We start from the raw sequence: 24,760 nt of genomic DNA, 5'->3' as shown, positions 1-24,760 counted from the left end.
TCACCATGCGCTTCATCGAAACCTGGACGCCGGCGACGCTCGTCTCGACGCGCGATCTCGCCCCCGGCATCCGCGAATTCCTGATCCGCCCCGATCGGTTCGACGGCGCGGCCTATCCGGTCGGCAGCCACATCAATGTCAGCGTGACCATCGACGGCCTGCCGGAGACGCGGTCCTATTCGCTGGTCGGCGAGGCTTCGTCGCAGGGCCTTCGAATCGCGGTGCGTCGCACTGATGATTCCCGCGGCGGCTCGCGCTACATGTGGTCCTTGCAGGCGGGTGCGCGGCTCGACATCACCCAGCCCGCCTCGCTGCTCGCGGTGGACTGGGCGCGGGAAAACTATTGCCTGATCGCCGGCGGCATCGGCATCACCCCGATCCTCGGTGCGGCACAGGCGCTGGCGCGGCGCGGCGCCGATGTCACCCTGCACTATGCGGTGCGCTCACGCGGCGAGGCCGCCTATCTCGACGATCTCGCCGCGATGCTCGGCGAGCGCCTGGTCGTCCATGCCAGCGATGAAGGCCGGCGGCTCGATCTCGACGCGCTGTTTGCTTCACTTCCGCAAGGCGCGCTGGCGCTGTTCTGCGGCCCGATGCGGATGCTCGATGCCGCGCGTCACGCCTGGATCGGCGCCGGCCATCCGCTGCCCGATCTCCGCTACGAGACCTTCGGCTCCAGCGGCACGCTGCCGACCGAAACTTTTCGCGTGCGGTTGAAGGGCTCGAACGTCGAGCTCGAGATCCCGCGCGAACGCTCGATGCTGGACGTGCTCAACGCCAGCGGCCACGACGTCATGTACGACTGCAAGCGCGGAGAATGCGGCCTCTGCGCCATCGACGTGGTCGAGGTCGACGGCGAGATCGACCATCGTGACGTCTTCTTCAGCGACCATCAGAAACAGAGCAACCAGAAGATCTGCGCCTGCGTCTCCCGCGCGCGCGGCACCATCACGGTGGACACGCTGCTGCGGGCCGACGCGGTCTGATCAATTCGTCGCGCCGCTCTGCCTGGAAGCCGGCCCAGGCACCGCGGTCTCCCGACTCTCCTCCGTCAGGCGCGCTTCCCGCCGACCGAGATAAAGGCCATGAGACAGGGTTCGGGCAACGGGTTGCGCCAGCGATGGCGCGTTCCGTTCTGCACGATGCAATCACCCTGACGCAAATGGACTTTCTGTCCGTCGTCCAGCTCCAGCGTCATCTCGCCGCGAACCACGACACCGTAGTCGATGGTGTCCGATGTGTGCATCCCTGGAGCGGCGCGGTCAAAATGATCTCCCATGGCAGGGATCTTTTCCGACATTTCTCTGAGCCCGCTCTCGAAGGTGACACCAGGCGGCGGCTTCCAGCCTTCGGGGCGCTTCGGCGGATAGGAGATGAGGCGAAACATCGTGCCTCCGGGACCCGGAAAGGCTTTCGTTCCCTTCAACATCGGATCCGGCTCGCGGCCGGTGAGTTCCGGTACGCCCTCGGTCATATACAGCTCGTAGAAAGTCAGTCCGGGATTTGCATCGATCTCGACCACCTTCGGCGTCACGTCGAAAGACGTCAGCACCGACTTGCCGGCCTCATCGCGGCCGGTCAGCGCGCGTCTCGGCGGCGGCAAATCACTCGAATCTCTTGCTTCGGCCGGGTGTGATATTCCAGTCAGCGCACTGCCGGTCGCGAGGACCGACAGCGCTTGCAGCAGGTGTCGCCGATCCCTGCCTTCGAATTGTTCGGAAGACGACGCCGCCCCGTCCGAAGCTGGCTCCGCGTTATCCCGCGAGTTTTTCTTGTGCCGTTGCCACAAGCGCCAAAGGAAGCTGCTCATCATGCGGTCTCCCCTGCTTGCCCGCCGACAACCTGCCTTTACGCGTTCAATCTAGGCGCGTAGACCTCGCAGTGCTATTCGGCTTTGGTCGAGGATGGATGGGCGTCAATGACGCATCCCGCCCGCAGGCTGATGGTTGTGAGCAGCGTGTCTACGCCGCGTAGATCGCCCGGTACTTCTTCGTATTCAGCAGCGCCAGTACGTTATCGGCCGATACCGGCCGGCTGATCAGATAGCCCTGCACCTCGTCGCAAGCGATCTGGCGCAGATATTCGAGCTGGTCGGCGGTCTCGACGCCTTCGGCGACCACGGCGATGTTGAGGTCGCGCGCCAGCGAGATCACCGACTTCACGATCGCGGCGCAGTCCGGCTGCATCAGCATGTCGCGAATGAAGGACTGGTCGATCTTGATGCGGCTGAACGGCAGCTTGCGCAGGTAAGTCAGCGATGAGAAGCCGGTGCCGAAATCGTCGAGCGCCACGGTGACGCCGAGTTGCAGCAGCGCGTTGAGGATCGAGGCGGCCGAGCCGTATTTCGACAGCAGCATCGATTCCGTGATCTCGATCTCGAACCGGTTGGGCGAGACTTTCGCATCGGCGAGGGCCTGCACGATGGTCTGGAGGATGGCCGTGTTGTGAAACTGTGCCGCGGAGAAATTCACGGCGACCCTGATGTCCTCGGGCCAGTCCGCCAGCGTCGCGCAGGCGCGCCGGATCACCCATTCGCCGATCTCGTGGATCAGCCCGGTCTCCTCGGCGATGGCGATGAACTCGCTCGGCGGCACGAGGCCCCGCGAGGGATGCTGCCAGCGCAGCAGCGCCTCGAAACCGGTGATCCGGTTGGTCCCGAGATCGAGGAACGGCTGAAACACCAGGAACAGCTCGTTGCGCGCGATGGCACCCTCGAGGTCCGACTGCAGCGCCTTGCGGTCGCGGGACAGCCTGTCGTCGGCCTGCTCGAAGAAGCAGACCGTGCCCGGTCCCGCCTTCTTGGCGCGATAGAGTGCAGCGTCCGCGTTCTTCATGAGGTCGAGCGCCATGTTGCCGTCGCGAGGGGCCAGCACGATGCCGACGCTGGTCGCGCCGACGATCTGGCGGCCCTCGATCTGGAACGGCTCGTCGAAGGCCGCAACGAAGCGCTCGGCGATCTCGAGTGCATCCTCGGGCCGCGCCAGATTGGCCATCACCAGCGCGAACTCGTCGCCGCCGATGCGCGCGACGTGCTCGGCGGCGCGGGTGCAGCGCTGCAGGCGGCTTGCGGCCTGCACCAGAAATTCGTCGCCGGCGGGATGGCCGAACTTGTCGTTGACCTCCTTGAAGCGATCGAGATCGAGCAGCAGCACCGCGAACTCCTCGCCCGACAGCGCGAGGCGCTTCAGCGCGGCATCGAGCGTCTCGTTGAAGGCGAAGCGGTTGGGCAGTTGCGTCAGCGGGTCCTGTCGCACCGTGCGCTCGGCCTCGATCTGCCGCATCACGCGGCGCGCGAACGAGAACGAATTGACGAAAACGCCGCGCAGCAGCACGCTGCCATAGACCACGACGAGGAAGGCGATCAGCAGGAAGGCGAGGTCGCCGTTCCTGCCGAGGCAGATGGCGATGCCGACGAAGATCGGGGCCGTGAAGGCGATGGCCGCGATCGGGATCGTGGCGAAAGCAAGCGCACCGCCGGCCAGCATTCCCGAGCACAGGCAGGTGATGACGAGCTGGCCGCCGGTCGAGGCATTGGCGAAGAAGGCGACCGGGACGATGCCCCAGGCCGCCCCGAGCAGAAAGGCATTGCGCACCAGCCGATGCATGGCGCGCTGCGAGACGAAGTGCGGCTTGGTGATGCGCCGTGCGCCGTGGGATTGCAGGCCGAATGCGATCGCGGCAGTGGCGACCGTGCCCGCCCAGATCAGGGCGAACGTCCGGTCCGGCGAGGCCCACAGCGCGATGGCCAGCACCATGGCGTTGCAGGCATTGGCAAGCATGATGCCGACCGAATAGCCGAGCACCAGCGACATCTGTTCGGCGCGGATGTGGCCCGCCACGGCCTCGTCCGTTGCGGGACCGCCGAACGCCGACAGATCGCCGGCGAACAGCCGCGCGAAATAGCTGGTCAGTTGAGTCCGCATTCCAGAGCCTAGCAGCAGGGCCGTTTGTCCGGCTCGATCCGAAGAATTCTCCGCAAACCTTTGACGAACTATGAATTATCCACGCTGGCGGCTGGTGTTGCGATCACTTCTAGGTGCCGAAACATTTGTATCGATAACAAATCGATACAATTGCGGCGCGTCGCGTTACGGTTGTAACGGAAGGAACATGTTCGCCACGAGTTCCGCTGTCGAGCCGGGCGATGACACCGGTGTCAGGAAGGGGCGTTCAGCGCCCCGATTGCTTCGGATCGCAACAGAGCGATTCTTCAGACCACGCCTTGTTCGTCCAGGAATCGCATGAGCGCATCGGTTTGCTGCGAGCCAACGAAGGCGCCGATGTAGCCGTCGGGACGTATCAACACCCAGTCCCCGGGCGAGACGGCGTAGGCGCTGCGGAAGTGCTGGCCTTCGTCGACGAGTTCGCCATCCGGGCCGACGCAGTGGATGTGTAGCCCGTTGCGCGCCTGCACGGCGCGTCGCGTTTCGCTTGATAGCCAAGCAGCGTCCAATGAGGCCCCTTGAGCAGCTCGAACAGCCGCATCGGCTGTCCGGCGGCGCCGCGCAGCGGCGCATCCGGTGCACGATCTCCCGCGAGCAGCCCAGACTCGCGCTCCGGCTGCTCCAGCGCGAGCGGCGAGCCGGGATAGCCGATGTCGAGCTGCTGCACCTCGCGGCCGCGCCTCATCTCGCCACGCTTGGCGGCATCCAGCAATTTTGTGGCAAGGCCGAGCATGCCGGCGGCAACCGGGCGGCGTTCGCTTTGATAGCTGTCGAGCAGAGCTGCGGGGGCCCCGCCGATCACGGCGGCGAGCTTCCAGCCGAGATTGTAGGCATCCTGCACGCTGGTATTGAGACCTTGCCCACCAGTCGGGGGATGAATGTGAGCGGCATCGCCGATCAGGAATGCGCGGCCGTCCCGGTAACGATCGGCAAGACGCGCATTCATCTGATAGGCCGACGCCCAATACACGGCATGAACGCGAATATCGCTACGCCCGGTGCGCTCGGCGATCATGGCCGAGAGCCCTTCGGCCGACAGATCGACCTCGCCTTCGAGCGGGATCGGCGCCTGCAACTGAAACAGCTCCGTGCCGGCCAGCGGACACAGCGCCATCTGCCGATCCATCGCACCGTCGTGGAAGCGATGCCACGCGCCACGGTCCAGCCCCGTCAGCACGACGTCGGCGACGATGGCGCGCACGCCGAGCGTCTTGCCCGGAAAGCCGATAGCGAGCGCATGACGCACGAAGCTGCGGCCGCCGTCGGCGCCGACGAGGTAGCGCACGCGGATGGTCTCCTCGCCGCCCCTGCCTGACAGGTGCGCGGTCACACCGTCCAGGTCCTGCTCGAAGCCGGTCTGTTCGCGGCCAAACTCCACCCGCTGCCCAAGCTCGCGCAGGCGTTCGCGCATCACCCCCTCGGTCAGGAATTGCGGGATCATCAGCGCCATGTGGTAGGGCTCGGCCGGTGTCGGGGCGATGTGCTCCGCGACCTCGGATTCGATGAAGCTGCCGTCGTCGCGGTATTCGCGCTGGGGCGGGTAGGGGCCGCCGGCCGCGACGATGCGGTCGAGGATGCCGAGGTCCTCGAAAATCTCCTGGGTACGCGGCTGGATTCCCTTGCCGCGGGAGCCGTGAAACGGACCGTCATTCTTCTCGATCAGCCGAAAGGAGACGCCCCGCCGGGCGAGCTCGATGGCGAGCGTCAGGCCGGCCGCGCCGGCGCCTGAGATCAGGACGTCGGTCGTGAATTGCTTTGTCATGGGACCCTCGATATGTGTAATATGCACATATTAGGCGGAGGGCAGCCGGAGTGTCAAGAAGGGTGCAAAATACACATATTAAAAAACAGGTGCGTTCGCTTCACGAGGCGTTGATCGACATCATCAGCGTGATGAACCGCCGGCAGGGCGATGAGATGATGATCCGCGAAGCCGGGATATCGCTCGATCGCGCCCTGTTTCCGCTGCTCGTCGGCATCGAGCGGCGGGGTCCGATCGGCGTCGTCGACCTCGCCGATCGGATGGGACGAGACTACACCACGGTGAGCCGGCAGGTCGCGAAGCTGGAAAGCCTGGGTCTGGTGAAGCGCCATGCCAGCGAAGCGGATCGCCGCGTCAGCGAAGCCACCATCACGCCGAGCGGCAAGGCCATGACGGACGCAGTCGACAGGGCACGCGAACGCATCGTCGGCGGGATGTTCGCGAGCTGGGACGATCAGGATGTCGAGCATCTCGTGCGATTGATGCGCAAGCTCGCAGACGCGATGATCGCATCTGGCGATCCAAGCTGACATCGATCACGAAAGCGCTGCCAGGTGCGGGTGTTGATCGGGCGCTTGCAAACCTAGCGTTTTACTCAGCGCCCCAGCTGCTTCGGGTCGTAATAGAATCGTTCTTCGATCAGCTTGTCGCCCTGCCAGGTCTGCCATGCGATCTCGTCCAGCGTCCGCGTGATACCTTCAGCATTGGTGAAGCTGAAACTCCAGCGCGTCGCGACATGGTCGCCCTCGATCATGCTTGGCCCGATGCGGACCGCCTTGACCTCCTTGGAGGCTGCCAGCACGCCGCGCTCCTTGGCAACGAGCTTGTCGCGACCGACCGTAGGTGCAGCGTTGTTCTCATAGGTGGCGGCATCCGGCGTGTAGAATTGTTCTATCGCGCCGACGAAGTCCCCATCCTCCAGTCGCTGCGCAAAAGCTTCGACGATGTCACGGCTCGGCATGGCGACCTCACGACTAAAACCGACTGATAGTCGGTAAATACCGACCGGTAGTCGAAAAGTCAACTGGCCGCTCGCGGCAAATTCGATTAGAGCTTCACCTGATCAAATTGAGGTGCGTCCGCGAAGAAGGTCGGCCCCCTTTCCCGCTTGCGGGGAGGGCTGGGGTGGGGGTGTCTCCGCAATGAAGAACCCCCAAGAGGAGAGAGCCCTCACCCGGCGCTTCGCCATAGCCGAGGCGGCGCCTCGGCGTTCCTAAGCGGACGGCCGCCGAAGGCGGCCTGTGCCTCTCCCGCAAGCGGGAGAGGTTGAGCAAACACCCGCGGCTCCAGACGAGGACCCATGGCGAAACAGGCGGAGCGGCGGGCGGCGACTTCGGAGGCGATCCTGACGGCGGCGCGCCGCCTGTTCGGGACGCAGGGCTTTGCCGCCACCACGATGGACGAGATTGCCGAAGGCGCCTCCGTCGCCAAGGGCGCGGTCTATCACCACTTCAAGACCAAGGAGGCGGTGTTCGAAGCCGTGTTCGACCAGGTCTCGCGCGACCTCGTCGCCGAGATCGACCGCACCGTGCGGGCCGAGAAGGACGTGCTCGCCGCGATGGTCGCAGGCACCCAGCATTATTTTGCCGCGACCGCCAAGGGGCCGACCGGCCAGATCATCCTGCGCGACGGTCCCGCCGTGCTCGGCTGGGAACGCTGGCGCGAGATCGACGCGCAGCATTTTGGCGGCAAGATGCCGCGTGCGCTCTCCGCAGCAATGGAGGCCGGCCTGATCGCGCGGCAGCCGGTCGAGCCGCTGGCGCGGCTGCTGCTCGGCGCGGTCACGGAGGCCGCGGTCGCCTGCGCCGGACGCGCCGACATCGCAAGGGCGGGCGCGGAATATGCCCGTGCGTTCAAGTCGCTGGTCGAGGCGCTGCGCGTGCGCGCATGATTGTGCTAGTGACGAACGGGAAACGCCCCACCAACAAGAAGAACAGTAGCGCATGAACGCAAATTCCTCTCTCGCACCTAGCGATCCCGAATTCGACTACATCATCGTCGGCGCCGGTTCCGCCGGCTGCGTGCTTGCCAACCGCCTGTCTGCGAACGGCAAGCACAGCGTGCTCCTGCTCGAGGCCGGCCCGAAGGATTCCAACATCTGGATCCACGTGCCGCTCGGCTACGGAAAACTGTTCAAGGAGAAGTCCGTCAACTGGATGTACCAGACCGAGCCGGAGCCCGAGTTGAAGGGCCGCCAGGTGTTCCAGCCGCGCGGCAAGACGCTGGGCGGCTCGAGCTCGATCAACGGCCTGCTCTATGTCCGCGGCCAGCACGAGGACTACGACCGCTGGCGCCAGCTCGGCAACACCGGCTGGGGCTATGACGACGTGCTGCCCTATTTCAAGAAGGCCGAGAACCAGGCGCGCGGTGCGGATCAGTATCACGGCAGCGGTGGTCCGCTGCCGGTCTCCAACATGATCGTCACCGATCCACTGTCGAAGGCCTTCATGGACGCCGCGGTCGAGACCGGTCTGCCCTACAATCCCGACTTCAACGGCGCGACGCAGGAAGGCGTCGGCCTGTTCCAGACCACGACGCGCAACGGCCGCCGCGCCTCGACGTCGGTCGCCTATCTCGGCCCCGCGCGGACGCGCGGCAATCTCAAGGTCGAGACTGAGGCGCTCGGTCAGCGCGTGCTGTTCGAGGGTCGTCGCGCCGTCGGCATCGAGTACAGGCAAGGCGCAACCGTGCGCCGCGCGCGGGCACGGAAGGAGGTCGTGCTGTCGAGCGGCGCCTACAACTCGCCGCAGCTCTTGCAGCTCTCCGGTGTCGGTCCCGCCGATCTGCTGCGCAAGCATGGCATTGACGTGGTGCTGGACGCGCCGGGCGTCGGCCACGACCTTCAGGACCACATGCAGGTCCGCATCGTGATGCGCTGTTCGCAGAAGATCACGCTGAACGACACCGTCAACAATCCGCTCCGCCGCACCATGGCCGGCGCACGCTATGCGCTGTTCCGCAAGGGCTGGCTGACGATTGCGGCCGGCACGGCGGGCGCATTCTTCAAGACCAGTCCGCGGCTCGCTTCGCCCGACATCCAGGTCCACTTCCTGCCGTTCTCGACCGACAAGATGGGCGAGAAGCTGCATGATTTTTCCGGCTTCACCGCCTCGATCTGCCAGCTCCGGCCCGAGAGCCGCGGCTCCCTGCGCATCAAGAGCGCCGACCCGAGCGTACCGCCGGAGATCCGCATCAACTACATGTCGACCGAGACCGACCGCACCACCAACGTCGAGGGCATCAAGATCCTGCGCAAGATCCTGAACGCACCGGCGCTGAAGCCGTTCGTGGTCAGCGAGTACGATCCCGGGGCGAAGGTATCCACGGATGCCGAGATCCTGGATTATTGCCGCGAGCGCGGCAGCACCATCTACCATCCGACCTCGACCTGTCGTATGGGCAACGACGCGCTCGCGGTGGTGGACCAGCGACTGAAGGTGAGGGGGCTCGACGGTCTCCGCGTCGTCGACGGCTCGGTCATGCCGGACCTCGTCTCGGGGAACACCAACGCGCCGATCATCATGATCGCCGAAAAGGCCTCCGACATGATATTGGAGGATGCGCGTTAATTTGCGGCTCGAAAGGACAACGGCTTGGCTACGCGACTGAAGATCGGCACCCGCAAGAGCGCGATGGCGCTGGCACAGACGGAAGAGATCGCGCGCCGCCTGACTGCCGCCGTGCCCGGTCTCGATGTCGAGATCGTCAAGTTCGACACCACGGGTGATCTCGACCAGACCAGCAAGCTCTTGCCGCATGGCGGCAAGGGCGGGGCCTTCGTGGCACAGATCCGCGCCGCCGTGTTGTCGGGCGAATTGCAGGCGGCGATGCATTCGCTGAAGGACATGCCGGGCAACGAGGACACGCCCGGCCTCGTCATCGGCGCCACGCTGTCGCGCGATCCGCCAAGCGATGCGCTGGTGCTGCGCGACGGCGTGACGCTGGAGGCGCTGCGCCAGTCCCGCGGCAAAGGTTTCAAGATCGGCACCAACGCGGTGCGCCGGGCCGCCTATGCGCGGCGGTTGTTCCCCGATGTCGAAGTGATCCACTTCCGCGGGGCGGCCGACACCCGCGTACGCAAGCTTGATAATGGCGAGAAGCAGCGCTTGCCCGATGGCGGCGCGGTGGGGCCGGCGGATGCGCTGATCATGGCGCGCTCGGGTCTCGATCGCGTTGGACTCGCCAGCCGCATCGCCTACGAGTTTACGCCGGCGGAGATGCTGCCGGCGGCAGGGCAGGGCATCGTCGCCGTCGAATGCGCCGCGCAGGACTGGCAGACGCGAAAAATCCTGTCGTCGATCGACGATGCTGCCGCGCACGCCTCAGCCGATGCCGAGCGCGAGGTGCTGTGGGTGCTCAACGGTCACTGCAATTCGCCGGTGGCGGGTTTTTCGACCATCGCGGGCGATCAGATGTCGCTCACCGCGTCCGTGCTCGACCTCTCCGGCAACACCATCATCGAAGCCTCGCGCACGGGGCCGGCCAACCGCCCGCGCGAGCTCGGCCGCGCGGTGGGTCTCGATCTGCTGGCGAAGGGCGCGGCGGAGATCATCGAGCGCAGCCGGCCGCGCTGAGGCGCTTTCCGCCATCGCCGTCGTCATTGCGAGCGCAGCGAAGCAATCCAGACTGCTACCCGTGGAAAGATTCTGGATTGCTTCGCTGCGCTCGCAATGACGGGTTTGGTGAGGAGCCCTCGTCTAACCCGCTTCAGCAAAGCCGGTTGGCACGCTGGTCTTTCTCAAAACGGGCCAGCGGCGGGATCATGCCATCCTGCTCCTGTTTTGCCCGACGTGTCAAAGGTCGGCGCGATCTGGTGCGTGACGGCCCATCCGATTTCAGCGCACGCTAAGTCATTGATCGGGCGTGGTCGCTCTACTGTGCATGGGGTTGTTTTCGCACTTTTTTGTTCCGCCGCTTGAGAGGCGGAAAAATCAGCCCCGCACCCGCCTGATCATCTGCTCGACATGGGCGATCGGCGTCTCCGGCTGGATGCCGTGGCCGAGATTGAAGATGAACCGTCCGGCAGCGAAATTGGCCAGCACGTTGTCGACCGCGCGGTCGAGCGCGGCGCCGCCGGTGATCAGCACCAAGGGATCGAGATTGCCCTGCACGGCGACCTTGCTCTGCACGCGCTCGCGGATGAAGGCCGGCTCCGCGGTCCAGTCGATGCTGACGCCGTTGACCCCGGTTGCCTCGACGTAACCAGGCAGTTGCGCAGCAGCCCCGCGGGGGAAGCCGATGATCTTCGCATCCGGCGCCTTCGCCCGCACGCCCTCCACGATGCGCCGCGTCGGCTCGACCGACCATCGCACGAATTCGGCCGGCGGCAGCACACCGGCCCAGGTGTCGAAGATCTGCAAGGCATCGGCGCCGGCGGCGAGCTGCGCCAGCAGATACTCGATCGAGCTGTCGACCAGCACGTCGATGATCTTCGAGAAAGCTTCCGGATGCCGGTAGGCCATCATCCGGGCGGGCGCCTGGTCGGGCGTGCCGTGGCCCGCGACCATGTAGGTCGCCACCGTCCACGGCGCACCGCAGAAGCCGATCAGCGCGGTCTTGGGATCGAGCGCGCTGCGCACGATCTTCAGCGCCTCGAACACCGGCGCGAGCTTGCTGGCGTCCGCCTGCGAGGCGAGCGTTGCGACCTTCGCCGGATCGTCCAGCGGCTCAAGCCGCGGGCCTTCGCCGACCTCGAAGCGCACCGAGCGGCCGAGCGCGTAGGGGATCACGAGAATGTCGGAGAAGATGATCGCCGCGTCGAAGCCGAACCTTCGGATCGGTTGCAGCGTCACCTCGGCCGCCAGCTCCGGGTTGAAGCAGAGATCGAGGAAGCCGCCGGCCTTGGCGCGCACCTCGCGATATTCCGGCAGGTAGCGGCCGGCCTGTCGCATCATCCACATGGGCGGGACGGGCTGGCGCTGGCCGGAGAGCACGTCGATGAAGAGCTTTTTTGCAGGCTGGGGCACGAATGGTCCTGAACGAGGTTATGGCTCCTGATACACCGCCCCGGCGCTCAGCGGAACAGGGGAACCAGCGCAATCGGGTCGCGTTGACCAGCCAAAGGAGGAGATCATGGCTGAGAGATTCAATCCCGCCCCGCACGACAAGCACGCCGACGATCTGCGTGAGGCGCTCGCCGCCGATCGTCACGCCAAGCTCGATACCGGACTGGAGGACAGCTTCCCGGCGTCCGATCCCGTCAGCGCCACGCAGCCGACGCCGTCGAAGGCCGATGCGGAGGCAGATGCCCCTTCGCTCTGGGACAAGGTTAAGGCGATCTTCAGCTAGGGGCGTGGCACGCCGGATTCCGATCGGTCTGCTAAGGTCTTATTAGCAATGCGCTGATCCCGGCGTCCGTAAGACTACTGGAAGCGGGGAGATAGCCGCGTATTCCGGTAGTGATTTCAGAGTTCACTAAGAGAAGCCGCAGAGTTTCCGAAACGATCGGAGAACTCTGCCGCATGAGCGCTACCCAACGAGCCGGATGGAGCCGCCTGCCGCTGCGTGCGGCGGCGTTCGTCGTGCTGACCTGCGCGACCATCCTCGGCGTCAGCGCCTGGCGTGAATGGGCCGCGCGCGACGCGGTGCTCAAGGGCGCCGAGACCGAGATGGCGAACGTTGCGCGCTCGCTGACACAGCATGCCGAGGACAGCCTCGACCTGCTCGATTCGGGCGTCGTCGGCGTCGTCAGCCGGTTGGAGATGGACGGCACCGACCCCGCCACGATCGCGAAGCTCAGATACCTCATGGAGGTGCGCAAGAAGGCGACGGAGCGCGTGCACAGCTTCGCCATCATCGACGACCAGGGCAACTGGCTGACCTCGCCCGGCACGATCGGCTCGACGCTCAGCGACGACGCGTTCTTCCGCCATCACCAGCTCTCTCCGAAACGAGAGGCCCATCTCGGCCGTCCCGTGAAGAGCCTGCTCGATGGCGAATGGGTCGTCACCCTGTCGCGCCGCTTCAACAAGCTGGATGGCAGCTTTGGCGGCGTGGTGCTCGCGACCATCAGCTCCGGATATCTGTCGCATTTCTACGAGCAGTTCGAGATCGGCCGCAACAGCTCCGTGGCGCTGACACATGGCGACGGCCTGATCGTCGCACGCTACCCGAGCAACGAGAAATTCGTCGGACGCAGCGTCGCCGACAAGCCGCTGTTTCGCGACCCGAGCCTGCAACGGCCGAGCGGCGCCTATCACTTCAAGTCGCCGCTGGACGGCGCCGAACGCGTCAGCTTCTTCAAGCGCTCTGGCCGCTATCCGTTCTTCCTGCTCGCCACCGTCGACAAGGACGCACTGCTGGCGCCCTGGCGCACCGCCGCAGTTTCCCGCATGCTCTACGTCATGGCGCTGGTCATGCTGATCGCGATCATCGGCGCGGTGCTGGTGCGGCAGCTGCAGCGCGGGCAGCGCATGGCGGCCGCCCTGGTCGAGAAGGAAGCGCATTTCCGCCTGCTCGCCGAAGGCTCCAGCGACATGGTGACCCGGATCGGGCTCGACGAGCGGCTGCGCTACGTCTCGCCGTCGTCGGTCCGCGTCGTCGGCTGGCGCGCCAATCAGCTGATCGGAACGGACGCGCTCGCCGGCATTCACGAGGAAGACCGGCCGCAGGTCCAGGCCCTCGTCGACGCCATGAAGCGCGGCGAGAAGGAGGAGGCGCGCGTCACCTACCGTAACTCGCACCGGCAGAAGGGCGAAGTCTGGCTCGAATCGACGATGCGGGTGACGCGCAAGGACAACGGCCGTGTCGATGGCGTGGTCGCGATCTCGCGCGACATCACCGAGCAGAAGACGCTGGAGACCAGGCTCGAGACGCTCGCGACCGAGGACAGCCTCACCGGGCTTGCCAACCGTCGCCGCTTCGACGAGCGGCTGAAGGAGGAATGGGCGCGGGCCTATCGCGACCGGTCCAGCCTTGCTCTGCTGATGATCGACGTCGACCATTTCAAGGCCTACAACGACGAATACGGCCACCCCGCGGGCGACGCCTGCCTGCGTGTCGTGGCTCAAGTCATCGCGGCCGAGGTGCAGCGTCCCGGCGATCTCGCTGCGCGCTACGGCGGCGAGGAATTCGCCATGCTGCTGCCGAACACCGATGCGGCCGGCTGCGCGCGGATCGGCGAGCGGATCCGGAAGGCGATTCGCGGGGCGGGCCTCGTCCACACCAGCAATCATGCGTCAGGCTACGTCACCGCTTCGCTCGGCGGTGCGGCCTGCCGGCCGGCACTGGAGCGCACTGCCGGCGTCGGCACCCTTGTCGAGGCGGCCGATCAGGCGCTCTACGCCGCCAAGGAAGGCGGCCGCGACCGCCTGATGATGTCGGTCCAGGTCGCGAACCTGCTGCCCAAGGCGGTCGGCGAGTAAGATGGCTCAATAATGCGGCGGCCGCTCGTTGGCGGGGCCCGGCGCATGGGCTTCGGCGTTCTGCAGTCGCTCGCCGAGCTCTGCGATCTTCCGCGTCAGCGCGTCGATCTGCTTCCACTGCGCGGTGATGGTCTGGTTGAGCGTCTCGATCGTGTCGTCCTGATAGGCGATGCGCATCTCCAGCGTGTCGATGCGCTCGCTCAGCGTCTTGATCTCATTCGTCACGTGCCGCGTCCTTGTCCCGTTCCCTCAAGCCATGGCCAAGCGCAACGCGCTCGTCGAACACGAAACATTCGCCGCGCCAGCGGCTCTGTGCCTCCGGCACCACTTCCAGATATTTCAGGATGCCGCCCTTGAGGTGATAGACCTCGGCAAAGCCGCGCGCGAGCAGGTGCGCGCTCGCCTTCTCGCAGCGGATGCCGCCGGTGCAGAACATCGCGATCCTGCGGTGTTTGGCCGGATCGAGTTTTTGCGCGGAAAAGTCCTTGAACTGGCCGAAGCTCCTGATGTCGGGATCGACCGCGCCCTCGAACGTGCCCATCGCCACCTCGAAGGCATTGCGGGTATCGAGCACCAGCGTGTCGGGTGCCGCGATCAGCGCGTTCCATTCATTCGCATCGACATAGGTGCCGACCTGGCGCGTCGGATCGGCCGCCGCATCGCCCAGCGTGACGATCTCCTTCTTCAGCCGCACCTTGAGCCGGCCGAACGGCATCGCCTCCGCGGTCGAGAACTTCAATTCGAGGCTGTTCAGCCGGCCGCCGAACAGGGCGCCGTGTGCGAGCTCGTGGGCGAACGTGTCGATCGCCTCGGGCGCGCCCGCGATGGTGCCGTTGATGCCCTCTTCGGCCAGCAGCACGCTGCCCTTCAGCGCCAGGCCGGCGCAGAGCGCGCGCAGCGGCTCGCGCAGCTCGCGGTAATCGGGCAGGGCGGCGAATTGATAGAAGGCGCAGACCTTGGTGATCATGGCGGCTCGTTTAGCAGGCGGCCGCCGCCCAGAAAACCCGCATGGCCGAACGTTAATTCCCGTCTATACGCCCAGCGGATGGCTGCCATTTCCCTGGTATGCCAGCATTGCCCCGACCGGCCGGAATGTGTCATGTAGACCCGGTTTTTCCGATACGGCGCGGCGCGCGCATCCACGGCCAAGAAAGCCTCAAGAAAGCCTAACGAGAGCAAGAATTCGATGAGAAACTTCCATTTCCCCGGCAGGTCCACGGTCCACGCCACCAACGCGATGGTGGCGACCTCGCATCCGCTGGCCTCGCTGGCCGCGATCGAGGTGCTGCGCGAGGGCGGCACGGCGGTGGACGCGGCCGTGGCAGGCTCGGCCTTGCTCGGCGTGATCGAGCCGCAGTCGACCGGCATCGGCGGCGACTGCTTTGCGCTGATCCAGCCGCGTGGCGAAGGCAAGATCATTGCCTATAACGGCTCCGGCCGCGCCCCGAAGGCGGCGAACGCCGACTGGTATCTCGAGCGCAAGATCAACTCCGTGCCGTTGACCTCGGCGCATGCGGTCTCGATCCGGCGTGATCGACGCCTTCGCGACCGTGCTGCGCGATCACGGCAAGTTCGGCTTCGACCGCCTGCTCCAGCCCGCGATCAAGGCGGCCGAGGAGGGCTATGTCGTCGCCCCGCGCATCGCCTTCGACTGGAAGAACCAGTTCGAGAAGCTGAAGAACGGCACCAACACGGTCCGCTACCTGCTGCCGGGCGGCAAGCCGCCAGTGGCCGGCGACATCATCCGCCAGGCCGAGCTCGGCAAGACGCTGCGCGCGATCGCCAAGGACGGCCGCGACGCCTTCTACAAGGGCGCGATCGCGGAGGACATGGTCGAGACCCTGCGCGGCATCGGCGGCCTGCACACGCTCGACGATTTCGCCGCGCACACCACCGAAACGACGACGCCGATCGGCGCCGCGTACAAGGGCTACGACGTCTGGCAGTGCCCGCCGAACGGCCCGGGCGTCACCGCGCTTCTGATGCTCAACATCCTGTCGCGCTTCGACCTGACCAAATACGCGCCCATGAGCGTCGAGCGCTTCCATCTCGAGGCGGAAGCCGCGCGCATCGCCTACATGAATCGCGAGATGCATGTCGCCTCGCCCGAGCACATGAAGATCAACGTCGCCGAGATGCTCGAGAAGGGTTTTGCCGACGAGTACATCAGCAAGATCCGCATGGACGGCATGCTCGACCTGCCGAACGTCGCGCCGCCGATGAACCCCTCGACCATCTACATCACGGTGGTGGACAAGGACCGCAACGTCTGCTCGTTCATCAATTCGGTCGCGCACTCCTTCGGCTCGGCGATCGTCTCCAACAAGTCCGGCGTGCTGTTCCAGAACCGCGCCGGCGGCTTCCGCATCCAGCCCGGCCATCCCAACTGCATCGAAGGCGGCAAGCGCCCGCTGCACACGATCATGCCGGGCCTGCTCACCAAGGGCGGCCGTTCCATGATGTCGTTCGCGGTGATGGGCGGCCAGTACCAGCCGACCGGCCAGACTCATCTGCTGACCAACATCCTCGATTACGGCTGCGACGTGCAGGAGGCGATCGACATGCCGCGCGGCCTGCACTACGAGGGCCAGTACCAGCTCGAGGACAGCGTTCCCGCCGACATCGTCGAGGGCCTGAAGAAGCTCGGCCACAAGACCACCAGCGTGGTCGGCCCGCTCGGCGGCGCCCAAGCGATCTGGATCGATTGGGACAAGGGCACCCTCACCGGCGGCTCGGACCCGCGCAAGGATGGCTGCGCGCTCGGCTACTGATCGCCGGCGCGGGACAAGTTCCGCGCAGAAGATCAGGAAAAGTTGACGGAGGGCGGCGTGGCATCTGACTGCGCCGCCCTTTCTCATTCGGAACGGGGCTCATCGCTCCCAGTTAAGGGCGGAGCGGCGCAGGTGTGCGCCGCTTGATCCGAAAGCGGCGGAGGCCGTTCATGCCCGACAACGCGAGTTCCAGACCATCCGGCTTCGACCGACGCGCCTTCATGGCCGGTGCTGCCGGCAGCGCGCTTGTTCCGATCACGGCGCGCGCGGCTGCGCAGGACCCACTCGCACCGGCCGCGCAGGATCCGTCAGCCCCGGTCGACGTCACGCTGCATGTGAACGGCAAGGATCGGCGCCTGCGCATCGATGCGCGCACGACTGTGCTCGATGCGCTGCGCGAGCATATGGGCCTGACCGGCAGCAAGAAAGGCTGCGATCACGGTCAGTGCGGCGCATGCACGGTGCTGATCGGTGACCGCCGCGTGGTGTCGTGCCTGACGCTGGCGCTTGCAGCCGAAGGGCAGGAGATCACGACGATCGAAGGCCTCGCCACCGATGATCGCCTGCACCCGATGCAGCAGGCTTTCGTCGACAATGACGCGTTCCAATGTGGCTATTGCACGCCCGGCCAGATCATGTCGGCGATCGCCTGCGTGAAGGAGGGGCATGCGGGCTCCGAGGCCGATATCCGTGAATATATGAGCGGGAACATCTGCCGCTGTGCGGCCTATCCCAACATCGTCGCGGCCGTGAAGCAGGCTGCGCCCGAGATCTTGAAAGGCTAAGCGCATGCGACCCTTCCTGTATCAGAGGGCGACGGACCCTGACATGGCGGTGCAGGCGCTCGGCGCAGCTGCCGCGGCCAACAATCCGCGGACCCGGGCCACCGCGCAGCCGCTCGCCGGCGGCACCACGCTGATCGACCTGATGAAGCTCGACGTGATGCGGCCGACCGCGATCGTCGACATCAATCCGCTCGCACAGGGCTGGTCGGCGATCGAGCCTGATGGCGAGAACCTGCGGCTCGGCGCGCTCGCGAAGATGTCCGATGTCGCCGCGCATGACGAGATCCAGCGCAACTATCCGGTGATTGCCAATTCCCTGAAGCTCGCCGCCAGCGCCCAGCTGCGCAACATGGCAACGCTCGGCGGCAATGTGATGCAGCGAACGCGCTGCAGCTATTTCCGCGATGTCTCCTACGAGAACTGCAACAAGCGCAATCCGGGCTCGGGTTGCGCGGCGATGGACGGCGTCAACCGCATGCATGCGGTGCTCGGCGTCTCCGACCAGTGCATCGCGACCTATCCCGGCGATTTCGCCCAGGCCCTGATCGCGCTGGATGCGACGGTCGAGATCACGGGCAGGTCCGGCAGCCGCAGCATGCCCTTCGCAGAGCTGCACAGGGTGCCCGGAAATTCGCCAGACATCGAGACCACGCTGCAGCCGGGCGAGCTGATCTCGGCCTTTGCGGTCTCCGGCCGCTGGCCGCGGTCGGTCTACCTCAAGGCGCGCGACCGGCAGTCCTACGAATTTGCCCTGTCGTCCGCTGCGATCGCGCTCGACGTGCAGGATGGCACGATCCGGGAGGCACGGGTCGCGCTCGGCGGCGTTGCCACGGTCCCCTGGCGCGCCCGCGAGGCGGAGGCGCTGTTGAAGGGACAGAGGTTCGATGACGGCCTGGCGCAGCGCGCGGCCGATGCCGCCTTTGCAGACGCGCGCGGCCGCCGGCACAACAGCTTCAAGATCGCGCTCGGCAAGCGCGTGGTGGCACGCGCGCTCCAGCAGGCCGTAACGATGGAGATTTGACCATGACTGCTGCTGCTCCCGAGCCGAAGGCGAACATGGGCCAGCCCGTGCCGCGTTATGACGCGCACTCGAAGGTCACGGGGCGGGCGACCTATGCGTCCGACATGCCGCTGGCCAATCCGGCCTATGCCTTCCTGGTCACCAGCGCCATCGCCAAGGGCCGCGTCGACGGTTTTGATCTCGCCGAAGCGAGGGCGGTCCGAGCCGTGATCGACATCGTCACGCACGAGAATGCGCCAAAGCTGAAGGAATCAAAACTGTTCAGCAATGGCGGCTACGCAGGGACCACGATCCAGCCATTGAAATCACCCGACATCGCCCATGACGGCCAGATCATCGCGGTCGTCATCGCCGAAAGCTACGAGGCCGCGCGCGAGGCGGCCAACCGCGTCAAGGTCAGCTATACCGTCGCTGCACCCAGCGCGACCTTCGACTCGCCGGGAACGACGACAGCCGCCGCGAAGGGACAAAATTCGCAGTTCAAGGAAGACCCGAAGGTCGGCGACTTCGCGAAGGCGTTCGCGGCGGCCGAGATACAGCTCACCGCCGCCTACGATACGCCGACGCAGCACCACAATCCGATGGAGCTGTTCACGACGAGCTGCGCCTGGATCGGCGACGATCTCGTCATCTACGAGCCCAGCCAGTACGTCCATGGCCTGAAGAACGGCGTCGCCGAGCAGCTCGGCATCGATGCCGACAAGGTGCGCGTGGTTAACCCCTATGTCGGCGGCGGCTTCGGCTCGCGTGGATCGATGACGCCGCGCACCGCGATCATTGCCGGCATCGCCAGGCGGCTGAACCGGCCGATCAAGCTGGTCGCGACCCGCGACCAGGGTTTTACCATCACGACCTACCGCGCCGAGACCCGCCACGAGATCAAGCTCGGCGCTGGCCGTGACGGCAAGCTGGTGGCGCTCAGGCACGAGGGCGCCGAGGTCTCCTCGCGGCCGGACGCCTATTGTGTCGGCGGCACCAAGACGACGACGCGGCTCTATGCCTGCCCGAATGTCGACAGCCTGGTGTCGATCGTGCGCGCAGACCGCAATACGCCCGGCTTCATGCGTTCGCCGCCGGAGGTGCCGTATCTGTTCGCGCTGGAAAGTGCGATGGACGAGCTCGCCGTGAAGCTCGACATGGACCCGGTCGAGCTCCGCCGCATCAATGACACCACCAATGAGCCGATCGGCGGCAAGCCCTATACGTCGCGATCGCTGATGGCATGCTTCGACGAAGCGGCCAAAGCCTTCGGTTGGTCGCAGCGATCGTCGCAACCGAAATCGATGGCGGAGGGTGACTGGCTGATCGGCTATGGCTGCGCGGCCACCTGCTATCCGACCCAGATGGGACCGGCAGCCGCCCGTGTGCGCCTCCAGCGTGACGGCCGTACCCGGGTCGAGATCGCCGGCCATGAGATCGGCACCGGCGCCTATACAGTCATCGCGCAGACCGCGGCCGAGCGGCTCGGCGTGCCCCTGGAGAAAGTCGCGGTTTTCATCGGCGACAGCGATCTGCCTCCTGCTCCGGTTGCAGGCGGTTCGAACTCGACCGCCAGCACCTGTTCGGCGGTGATGATGGTGTGCGACCAGATTCGCCAGCGCCTGTTCAAGGCCGTGATGCCTGACAGTCTCACAGACAAGGCCAAGGAGACCGTTGGCATCAGCCAGGCGCCAACGACCCAAGCCGCGAAGAGCAATCGTCCGCTCGATATCGAGAAGGCCTTCGACGCGCTCGGCGTCAGCGTGGTCGAGGAATATGGCGAGTGGAAGCCGGAAGGCGCGCCGCTGGACTCGTTCCGGGCCATGCACAGCGGGCACGTACGTCTCGTCGGCGGCCATCAAATGCAGGACAAGATCGCCTACGCATTCGGTGCCGAGTTCGTCGAGGTCAGAGTCAACCGCTTCACGCACGAGATCCGCTGTCCTCGCCTCGTCGGCGCGTTCGCGGCCGGCCGCATCATGAACCCGCGCACGGCGCGGAGCCAGCTGATGGGCGGCCTGATCTGGGGCATGTCCTCGGCGCTGCTGGAGGCCACCGAGATCGACGAGCGCAATGCGCGCTACGTCAACGACAATCTCGCCGACTATCTCGTGCCAGTGAACGCGGACGTCCCCGGCGTCGAGGTGATCCTGCTCTCCGAGCAGGACGATCACATTAATCCCGCGGGCGCGAAGGGGCTCGGCGAGCTCGGCAATGTCGGCACCAATGCGGCGATCTGCAACGCGCTCTATCACGCCACCGGTCAGCGCATCCGCAAGCTCCCGGTCCGGCTGGAAAATATCGAGGTTTAAAGGGGTGGAAACGGCGACGGCGTTGGGTTAGACACCTCCCGCCTCAAATGGAAGGTGTCTTATGCAGCGTTTCCAGCGCGTGCTCCTCGCTATCATGTCGGCACTCGCGATCACGGTGATCGCCAGCGTGTCCGATTTCGTTTCCACCACGGCCTCGGCCCAGACCGCAGGAAAGACCATGACCACAGCTTCAGGCTTGCAGATTATCGACACCGCCGTCGGCACCGGCGCCTCGCCTCAGCCCGGCCAGATCTGCGTGATGCATTATACCGGCTGGCTCTATGAGAACGGCCAGAAGGGCAAGAAATTCGACTCCTCCGTCGATCGCAAGGAGCCGTTCGAGTTTCCGATCGGCAAGGGACGCGTGATCGCGGGCTGGGACGAGGGCGTCGCCTCGATGAAGGTCGGCGGCAAGCGCACGCTGATCATTCCGCCGCAGCTCGGCTACGGCGCGCGCGGCGCCGGCGGCGTGATCCCGCCGAACGCGACGCTGATGTTCGACGTGGAATTGCTCGCGGTGAAATAATCACCCCGTCATTCCGGGGCGATGCGTAGCATCGAACCCGGAATCTCGAGATTCCGGGTTCGGCTCTTCGAGCCGCCCCGGAATGACGGCTCAAACAAAAAGACCGGCCTTGCGGCCGGTCTTTTCGTTTTCAGATCGATGCGTCACTCCGCCGCGCGGCGTGCCGCAGCCGCGGCGTGATCGATCGCATCCTTCGCGGCGTCCTTGGCATCGCCCATGGCTTGCTGGCCCTTGCCCTTGACTTCCTGGACCGCGCCTTCGCCCTTCATGCGGTCGGAACCGGTGGCTTCACCGACGCCCTGCTTGGCCTTGCCGATCGCCTCGTTGGCGGTGCCCTTGATCTTGTCGGTCGTGCTACCCATGAAGCTCTCCTTCCATTTTGCGCGCGAGGACAACGTCAGGCAGCTACGAGAGTTCCGATTTTGGTATGGCTTGCGGATGCGGCTTCGGGTTAGTTTGCCGCGCACGGAACCAACAGAAAGCAAGACCAATGACCGGCCATGACCATTCACATTCCCACCATGACCACGATCATCACGACGATCGCTGGAAACATGACGGCGTGCGTGTCATTCCCGGCAACCAGCTCGATACCAACGTGCCGTCGACGGCCGGCATGGACCGCGCGGCGGCGATCAATTTCGCACGCGTCGGCGCGCAGAAATTGTGGGCGGGCACCGTCAGCATCAAGCCCGACGCCAAGACCGGTGCGCATCACCACGGTCATCTCGAGAGCGTCATCTACGTCGTGAAGGGCAAGGCGCGGATGCGCTGGGGCGAGAAGCTGCAGTTCACTGCGGAGGCGGGCCCCGGCGACTTTATTTTCGTGCCCCCTTACGTGCCGCACCAGGAGATCAATGCCAGCCCGGACGAGGTGCTGGAATGCGTGCTGGTGCGCAGCGACGGCGAGGCGGTGGCAATCAACCTCGACATCGAGCCGGTCGAGAAGCCCGAGACCGTGCTGTGGATCGACCCGGTGCACCGGGACCCCAACGAGAAGAAGTAAGGCCGGCCTGAAAGCCTGCCGGTTCTGTGCGACAGAACCCCGCAGGCGGAGGAGCCTGAAAAAATATCCGGAAGCCGTGTCGGATGGCCGTCGGGCCGTCCGTCCTTGGGCAGAACCCGCCCAAGGAGCTTCCGATGCCCAGGATGATTTTCGTCAATCTGCCGGTGACCGACCTCAAGCGCGCGACCGCTTTCTATGAGGCGGTCGGCGCGGTCAGGAACCCGCAATTTTCCGACGAGACGGCGAGCTGCATGGTCTTCTCCGAGACCATTTTCGCCATGCTGCTGACCCACGACAAATTCCGCCAGTTCACGCCGAAGCCGATCTCGGATGCCAGGACCTCGAACCAGGTGCTGTTCTGCCTGTCCGCGGACAGCCGCAACGAGGTCGACGAGATCGTCGGCAAGGCGGAGGCGGCGGGCGGCGTTGCCGATCCCGGCCCGAAGGACGAATACAGCTTCATGTACGGCCGCAGCTTCGAGGATCCGGACGGCCACATGTGGGGTGTGAACTGGATGGACCTCGCGGCCTTCGCCGCGCAGTCCGACATGGCGGACGCCTGATCGAAACCCAAGCCAGCTGAAGAGGAGCATTCACGATGTCCAAGCTCGTGCCCTGCATGTGGTTCAACGGCGATGCCGAGGAAGCTGCGAAGTTCTACACGTCGCTGGTGCCGAATTCCGAGATCACGCACGTTCAGCGAAATGTTTCGGACGGCCCGTCCGGCAAGACGGGCTCCGTGCTCGTCGTCGAGTTCACGGTGGCCGGGCAGCCCCTGGTCGCGCTCAACGGCGGCATGAAGATGGAGTACACCCACGCGATCTCGCTGATGATCCATTGCGACGACCAGGCCCAGGTCGACAGCGTCTGGAGCGCGTTCCTCGCCCATGGCGGCAAGGCGGAGCAGTGCGGCTGGCTCAGGGATCGCTGGGGCGTGGCCTGGCAGGTGGTGCCGAAGGTGATGTTCGAATTTTTGTCGAGCCCGGACAAGGCCGCCGCCGCGCGCGCGATGCAGGCCATGATGAAGATGGTGAAGCTGGACGCCGAAGTCTTGCGGCGAGCCTTCGAGGGCAAGTCGGCGGCGTGACGTCAGCACAGGTGCCGTAGGGTGGGTTAGCCGAAGGCGTAACCCACCCTACGAGACCGTGCCCGCCGCTAATAATTAATCCTCAGCCCCACGCCGCCGTGAATCGTGTTGCCGACCGGCTGCGGGCCCAGCGTGCCGTTGGCGAACAGGTCCACGATCCAGCCCTTCTGCACGCGGAAGCCGAGGCGGCCGCCATATTCGAACCAGCCCTGGTTGCCCATGGTCGGCACCACCGTGCCGTTGCCGGTCACCGTGGCGACGATGCCGCTGCGGCTGGCGAACGACTGCACCCAGCCGCCGTTGATGTTGGTCTCGATGTTGCTGCCGAACAGATGCGTCCACTGGCCGCCGATCTTGACGAGGCTGGTGCGGTCGGTGCCATCAGCGATGCTGGCGTCGAATGGATTGAACGCCACCGCATTGTCGCTATAGCCGGAGACACGTTGCCAGAGCTGCCAGACCTCGATCGAGGCTGCGACCTCGTCGCGCGGTGACACGCGGCTCATCCAGCCGGCACGGCCGTAGACCGCGTAGTTCGAAGCGTTGGTCGAGCTCGTGACGCTCACCGGGCCGAGGCTGGTGTCGTAGCTGCGGGTATAGCGCGCCTTCTCCCATGGCGTCAGGATGGTGCCGATGTCGAAGAACGGGCGCGAGGAGCCCCAATCGGTGAAGTCATAGCGCAGCGCGAAAGCGCCGATCGGCGCGCTGGTGATCTTGTAGCCGCCCTCGTTGTATTGCGTGTAGGCGATGCCGGCGAGCAGCGACAGATTGTTGGTCAGCTCCTTGCGGCCGTGGATGCCGGCCGAGAACGAGCCGGCTGAGCCGAACGCGCTGATGCAGTCGCTGCAATTGATCTGCTCGTTGACGCCGAGCAGCACCGTGCCGAGCACCCGGTTGGTGATCATCTGGTTGAAGCGCTGATTGGCGAGACCGCCAATCGAATTGCCGCTGGAATCCGCGCCGGTCGGTGTCGGGCTCGGCGACGGATACGGGTTCGGCGATGGTGACGGAGAGGGGATCGGCGACGGAGAGGGCGAAGGTGAGGGAGAGTAGGTCGGTATGGGAGTCGGTCCGGTGGTGCATTCGGACTCGCACGTCGCCTGGGCTGCAGCCGGGCGGACGTCCAGCGCGACAACGGCAAGTGCAGCGACGGCGGCCAGCACGCCGGCAAGGATGAATCGTCCGAAGTGGAATTTCGTCATCG

The 24,760-nt window shown here is 65.5% G+C and carries 22 protein-coding genes and 2 pseudogenes; 15 read left to right on the top strand and 9 right to left on the bottom strand.

Annotation, left to right across the window (positions count from 1 at the left end; all coding sequences use genetic code 11):
* The first annotated feature begins 5 nt into the window (after positions 1 to 5).
* Positions 6 to 986 (top strand): PDR/VanB family oxidoreductase, encoded by a 981-nt coding sequence (locus N2603_RS34580; RefSeq protein ID WP_260385641.1) that lies wholly within the window; start codon positions 6 to 8, stop codon positions 984 to 986.
* Between the two features lie 65 nt (positions 987 to 1,051).
* Here N2603_RS34580 and N2603_RS34575 read toward each other — a convergent pair whose 3' ends face one another.
* The 3 genes and pseudogenes from N2603_RS34575 to N2603_RS34565 all read right to left on the bottom strand — a co-directional run bounded on the left by N2603_RS34575 (position 1,052) and on the right by N2603_RS34565 (position 5,706).
* Entirely contained in the window at positions 1,052 to 1,813 is a 762-nt protein-coding gene (locus N2603_RS34575) for a cupin domain-containing protein (RefSeq protein ID WP_260385640.1), read from the bottom strand.
* Positions 1,814 to 1,961: 148 nt separating this feature from the next.
* Positions 1,962 to 3,923 (bottom strand): putative bifunctional diguanylate cyclase/phosphodiesterase, encoded by a 1,962-nt coding sequence (locus N2603_RS34570; protein ID WP_260385639.1) that lies wholly within the window; start codon positions 3,921 to 3,923, stop codon positions 1,962 to 1,964.
* A 287-nt stretch (positions 3,924 to 4,210) separates the two neighbouring features.
* Positions 4,211 to 5,706 (bottom strand): annotated as a pseudogene (locus N2603_RS34565) (FAD-dependent oxidoreductase).
* Positions 5,707 to 5,756: 50 nt separating this feature from the next.
* On the opposite strand from N2603_RS34565, the gene N2603_RS34560 reads away from it, so the two are divergent.
* Complete coding sequence (locus N2603_RS34560; RefSeq protein WP_482151226.1) at positions 5,757 to 6,236, top strand: MarR family winged helix-turn-helix transcriptional regulator; 480 nt, start codon at positions 5,757 to 5,759, stop codon at positions 6,234 to 6,236.
* Between the two features lie 65 nt (positions 6,237 to 6,301).
* Here N2603_RS34560 and N2603_RS34555 read toward each other — a convergent pair whose 3' ends face one another.
* Complete coding sequence (locus N2603_RS34555; RefSeq protein ID WP_260385638.1) at positions 6,302 to 6,667, bottom strand: nuclear transport factor 2 family protein; 366 nt, start codon at positions 6,665 to 6,667, stop codon at positions 6,302 to 6,304.
* A 339-nt stretch (positions 6,668 to 7,006) separates the two neighbouring features.
* Between N2603_RS34555 and N2603_RS34550 the strand changes: the two genes are divergently transcribed.
* From N2603_RS34550 to hemC, 3 genes are read left to right on the top strand one after another with little or no spacing between them, the layout of a single operon-like run.
* Entirely contained in the window at positions 7,007 to 7,597 is a 591-nt protein-coding gene (locus tag N2603_RS34550; RefSeq protein ID WP_260385637.1) for a TetR/AcrR family transcriptional regulator, read from the top strand.
* Positions 7,598 to 7,649: 52 nt separating this feature from the next.
* The gene (locus tag N2603_RS34545) at positions 7,650 to 9,275 is read left to right on the top strand and encodes a GMC family oxidoreductase (RefSeq protein WP_260385636.1); all 1,626 of its coding nucleotides are present in this window, start codon (positions 7,650 to 7,652) and stop codon (positions 9,273 to 9,275) included.
* 24 nt (positions 9,276 to 9,299) lie between these two features.
* On the top strand, positions 9,300 to 10,280 hold the full coding sequence (gene hemC / locus N2603_RS34540) for a hydroxymethylbilane synthase (protein WP_260385635.1): 981 nt from the start codon (positions 9,300 to 9,302) through the stop codon (positions 10,278 to 10,280).
* Positions 10,281 to 10,637: 357 nt separating this feature from the next.
* On the opposite strand, the gene hemE is transcribed toward hemC, so the two are convergent.
* Positions 10,638 to 11,672, bottom strand: coding sequence for a uroporphyrinogen decarboxylase (gene hemE / locus N2603_RS34535; RefSeq protein WP_260385634.1), 1,035 nt, complete (start codon positions 11,670 to 11,672; stop codon positions 10,638 to 10,640).
* A gap of 106 nt (positions 11,673 to 11,778) precedes the next feature.
* Between hemE and N2603_RS34530 the strand changes: the two genes are divergently transcribed.
* Both N2603_RS34530 and N2603_RS34525 read left to right on the top strand, forming a co-directional pair.
* A complete protein-coding gene (locus tag N2603_RS34530) occupies positions 11,779 to 11,994 on the top strand; it encodes a hypothetical protein (protein ID WP_260385633.1) in 216 nt (71 codons plus the stop codon).
* A 173-nt stretch (positions 11,995 to 12,167) separates the two neighbouring features.
* A complete protein-coding gene (locus tag N2603_RS34525) occupies positions 12,168 to 14,069 on the top strand; it encodes a sensor domain-containing diguanylate cyclase (protein WP_260385632.1) in 1,902 nt (633 codons plus the stop codon).
* Between the two features lie 6 nt (positions 14,070 to 14,075).
* On the opposite strand, the gene N2603_RS34520 is transcribed toward N2603_RS34525, so the two are convergent.
* The gene (locus N2603_RS34520; RefSeq protein ID WP_260424324.1) at positions 14,076 to 14,246 is read right to left on the bottom strand and encodes a SlyX family protein; all 171 of its coding nucleotides are present in this window, start codon (positions 14,244 to 14,246) and stop codon (positions 14,076 to 14,078) included.
* A 37-nt stretch (positions 14,247 to 14,283) separates the two neighbouring features.
* Entirely contained in the window at positions 14,284 to 15,036 is a 753-nt protein-coding gene (gene trhO / locus N2603_RS34515) for an oxygen-dependent tRNA uridine(34) hydroxylase TrhO (protein WP_260385631.1), read from the bottom strand.
* 219 nt (positions 15,037 to 15,255) lie between these two features.
* Between trhO and ggt the strand changes: the two are divergent.
* From ggt to N2603_RS34490, 5 genes and pseudogenes are all read left to right on the top strand, one after another.
* A pseudogene (ggt, locus tag N2603_RS34510) lies at positions 15,256 to 16,840 on the top strand (gamma-glutamyltransferase).
* A gap of 221 nt (positions 16,841 to 17,061) precedes the next feature.
* The gene (locus N2603_RS34505; protein WP_425249016.1) at positions 17,062 to 17,625 is read left to right on the top strand and encodes a (2Fe-2S)-binding protein; all 564 of its coding nucleotides are present in this window, start codon (positions 17,062 to 17,064) and stop codon (positions 17,623 to 17,625) included.
* Positions 17,626 to 17,629: 4 nt separating this feature from the next.
* A complete protein-coding gene (locus N2603_RS34500; RefSeq protein ID WP_260385629.1) occupies positions 17,630 to 18,646 on the top strand; it encodes an FAD binding domain-containing protein in 1,017 nt (338 codons plus the stop codon).
* Positions 18,647 to 18,648: 2 nt separating this feature from the next.
* The gene (locus N2603_RS34495) at positions 18,649 to 20,937 is read left to right on the top strand and encodes a xanthine dehydrogenase family protein molybdopterin-binding subunit (RefSeq protein ID WP_260385628.1); all 2,289 of its coding nucleotides are present in this window, start codon (positions 18,649 to 18,651) and stop codon (positions 20,935 to 20,937) included.
* A gap of 61 nt (positions 20,938 to 20,998) precedes the next feature.
* Positions 20,999 to 21,463, top strand: a complete 465-nt coding sequence (locus N2603_RS34490) for an FKBP-type peptidyl-prolyl cis-trans isomerase (protein WP_018645311.1) — start codon at positions 20,999 to 21,001, stop codon at positions 21,461 to 21,463.
* A gap of 143 nt (positions 21,464 to 21,606) precedes the next feature.
* Here N2603_RS34490 and N2603_RS34485 read toward each other — a convergent pair whose 3' ends face one another.
* Complete coding sequence (locus N2603_RS34485; protein WP_026312366.1) at positions 21,607 to 21,825, bottom strand: CsbD family protein; 219 nt, start codon at positions 21,823 to 21,825, stop codon at positions 21,607 to 21,609.
* 128 nt (positions 21,826 to 21,953) lie between these two features.
* On the opposite strand from N2603_RS34485, the gene N2603_RS34480 reads away from it, so the two are divergent.
* From N2603_RS34480 to N2603_RS34470, 3 genes are all read left to right on the top strand, one after another.
* Positions 21,954 to 22,469 carry a cupin domain-containing protein gene (locus tag N2603_RS34480; protein WP_018645309.1) on the top strand — a complete coding sequence of 172 codons (516 nt, stop codon included), beginning with the start codon at positions 21,954 to 21,956 and terminating at the stop codon, positions 22,467 to 22,469.
* A gap of 134 nt (positions 22,470 to 22,603) precedes the next feature.
* Complete coding sequence (locus N2603_RS34475) at positions 22,604 to 23,032, top strand: VOC family protein (protein WP_026312365.1); 429 nt, start codon at positions 22,604 to 22,606, stop codon at positions 23,030 to 23,032.
* A 35-nt stretch (positions 23,033 to 23,067) separates the two neighbouring features.
* On the top strand, positions 23,068 to 23,556 hold the full coding sequence (locus N2603_RS34470; RefSeq protein ID WP_018645308.1) for a VOC family protein: 489 nt from the start codon (positions 23,068 to 23,070) through the stop codon (positions 23,554 to 23,556).
* Positions 23,557 to 23,624: 68 nt separating this feature from the next.
* On the opposite strand, the gene N2603_RS34465 is transcribed toward N2603_RS34470, so the two are convergent.
* Positions 23,625 to 24,758, bottom strand: a complete 1,134-nt coding sequence (locus N2603_RS34465) for a hypothetical protein (RefSeq protein WP_260385627.1) — start codon at positions 24,756 to 24,758, stop codon at positions 23,625 to 23,627.
* Positions 24,759 to 24,760 lie beyond the last annotated feature (2 nt).

It is taken from the genome of Bradyrhizobium huanghuaihaiense (assembly GCF_025200885.1).
Taxonomy (GTDB): Bacteria; Pseudomonadota; Alphaproteobacteria; order Rhizobiales; family Xanthobacteraceae; genus Bradyrhizobium; species Bradyrhizobium huanghuaihaiense.
This window is presented reverse-complemented; position numbering and strand designations above follow the sequence as displayed.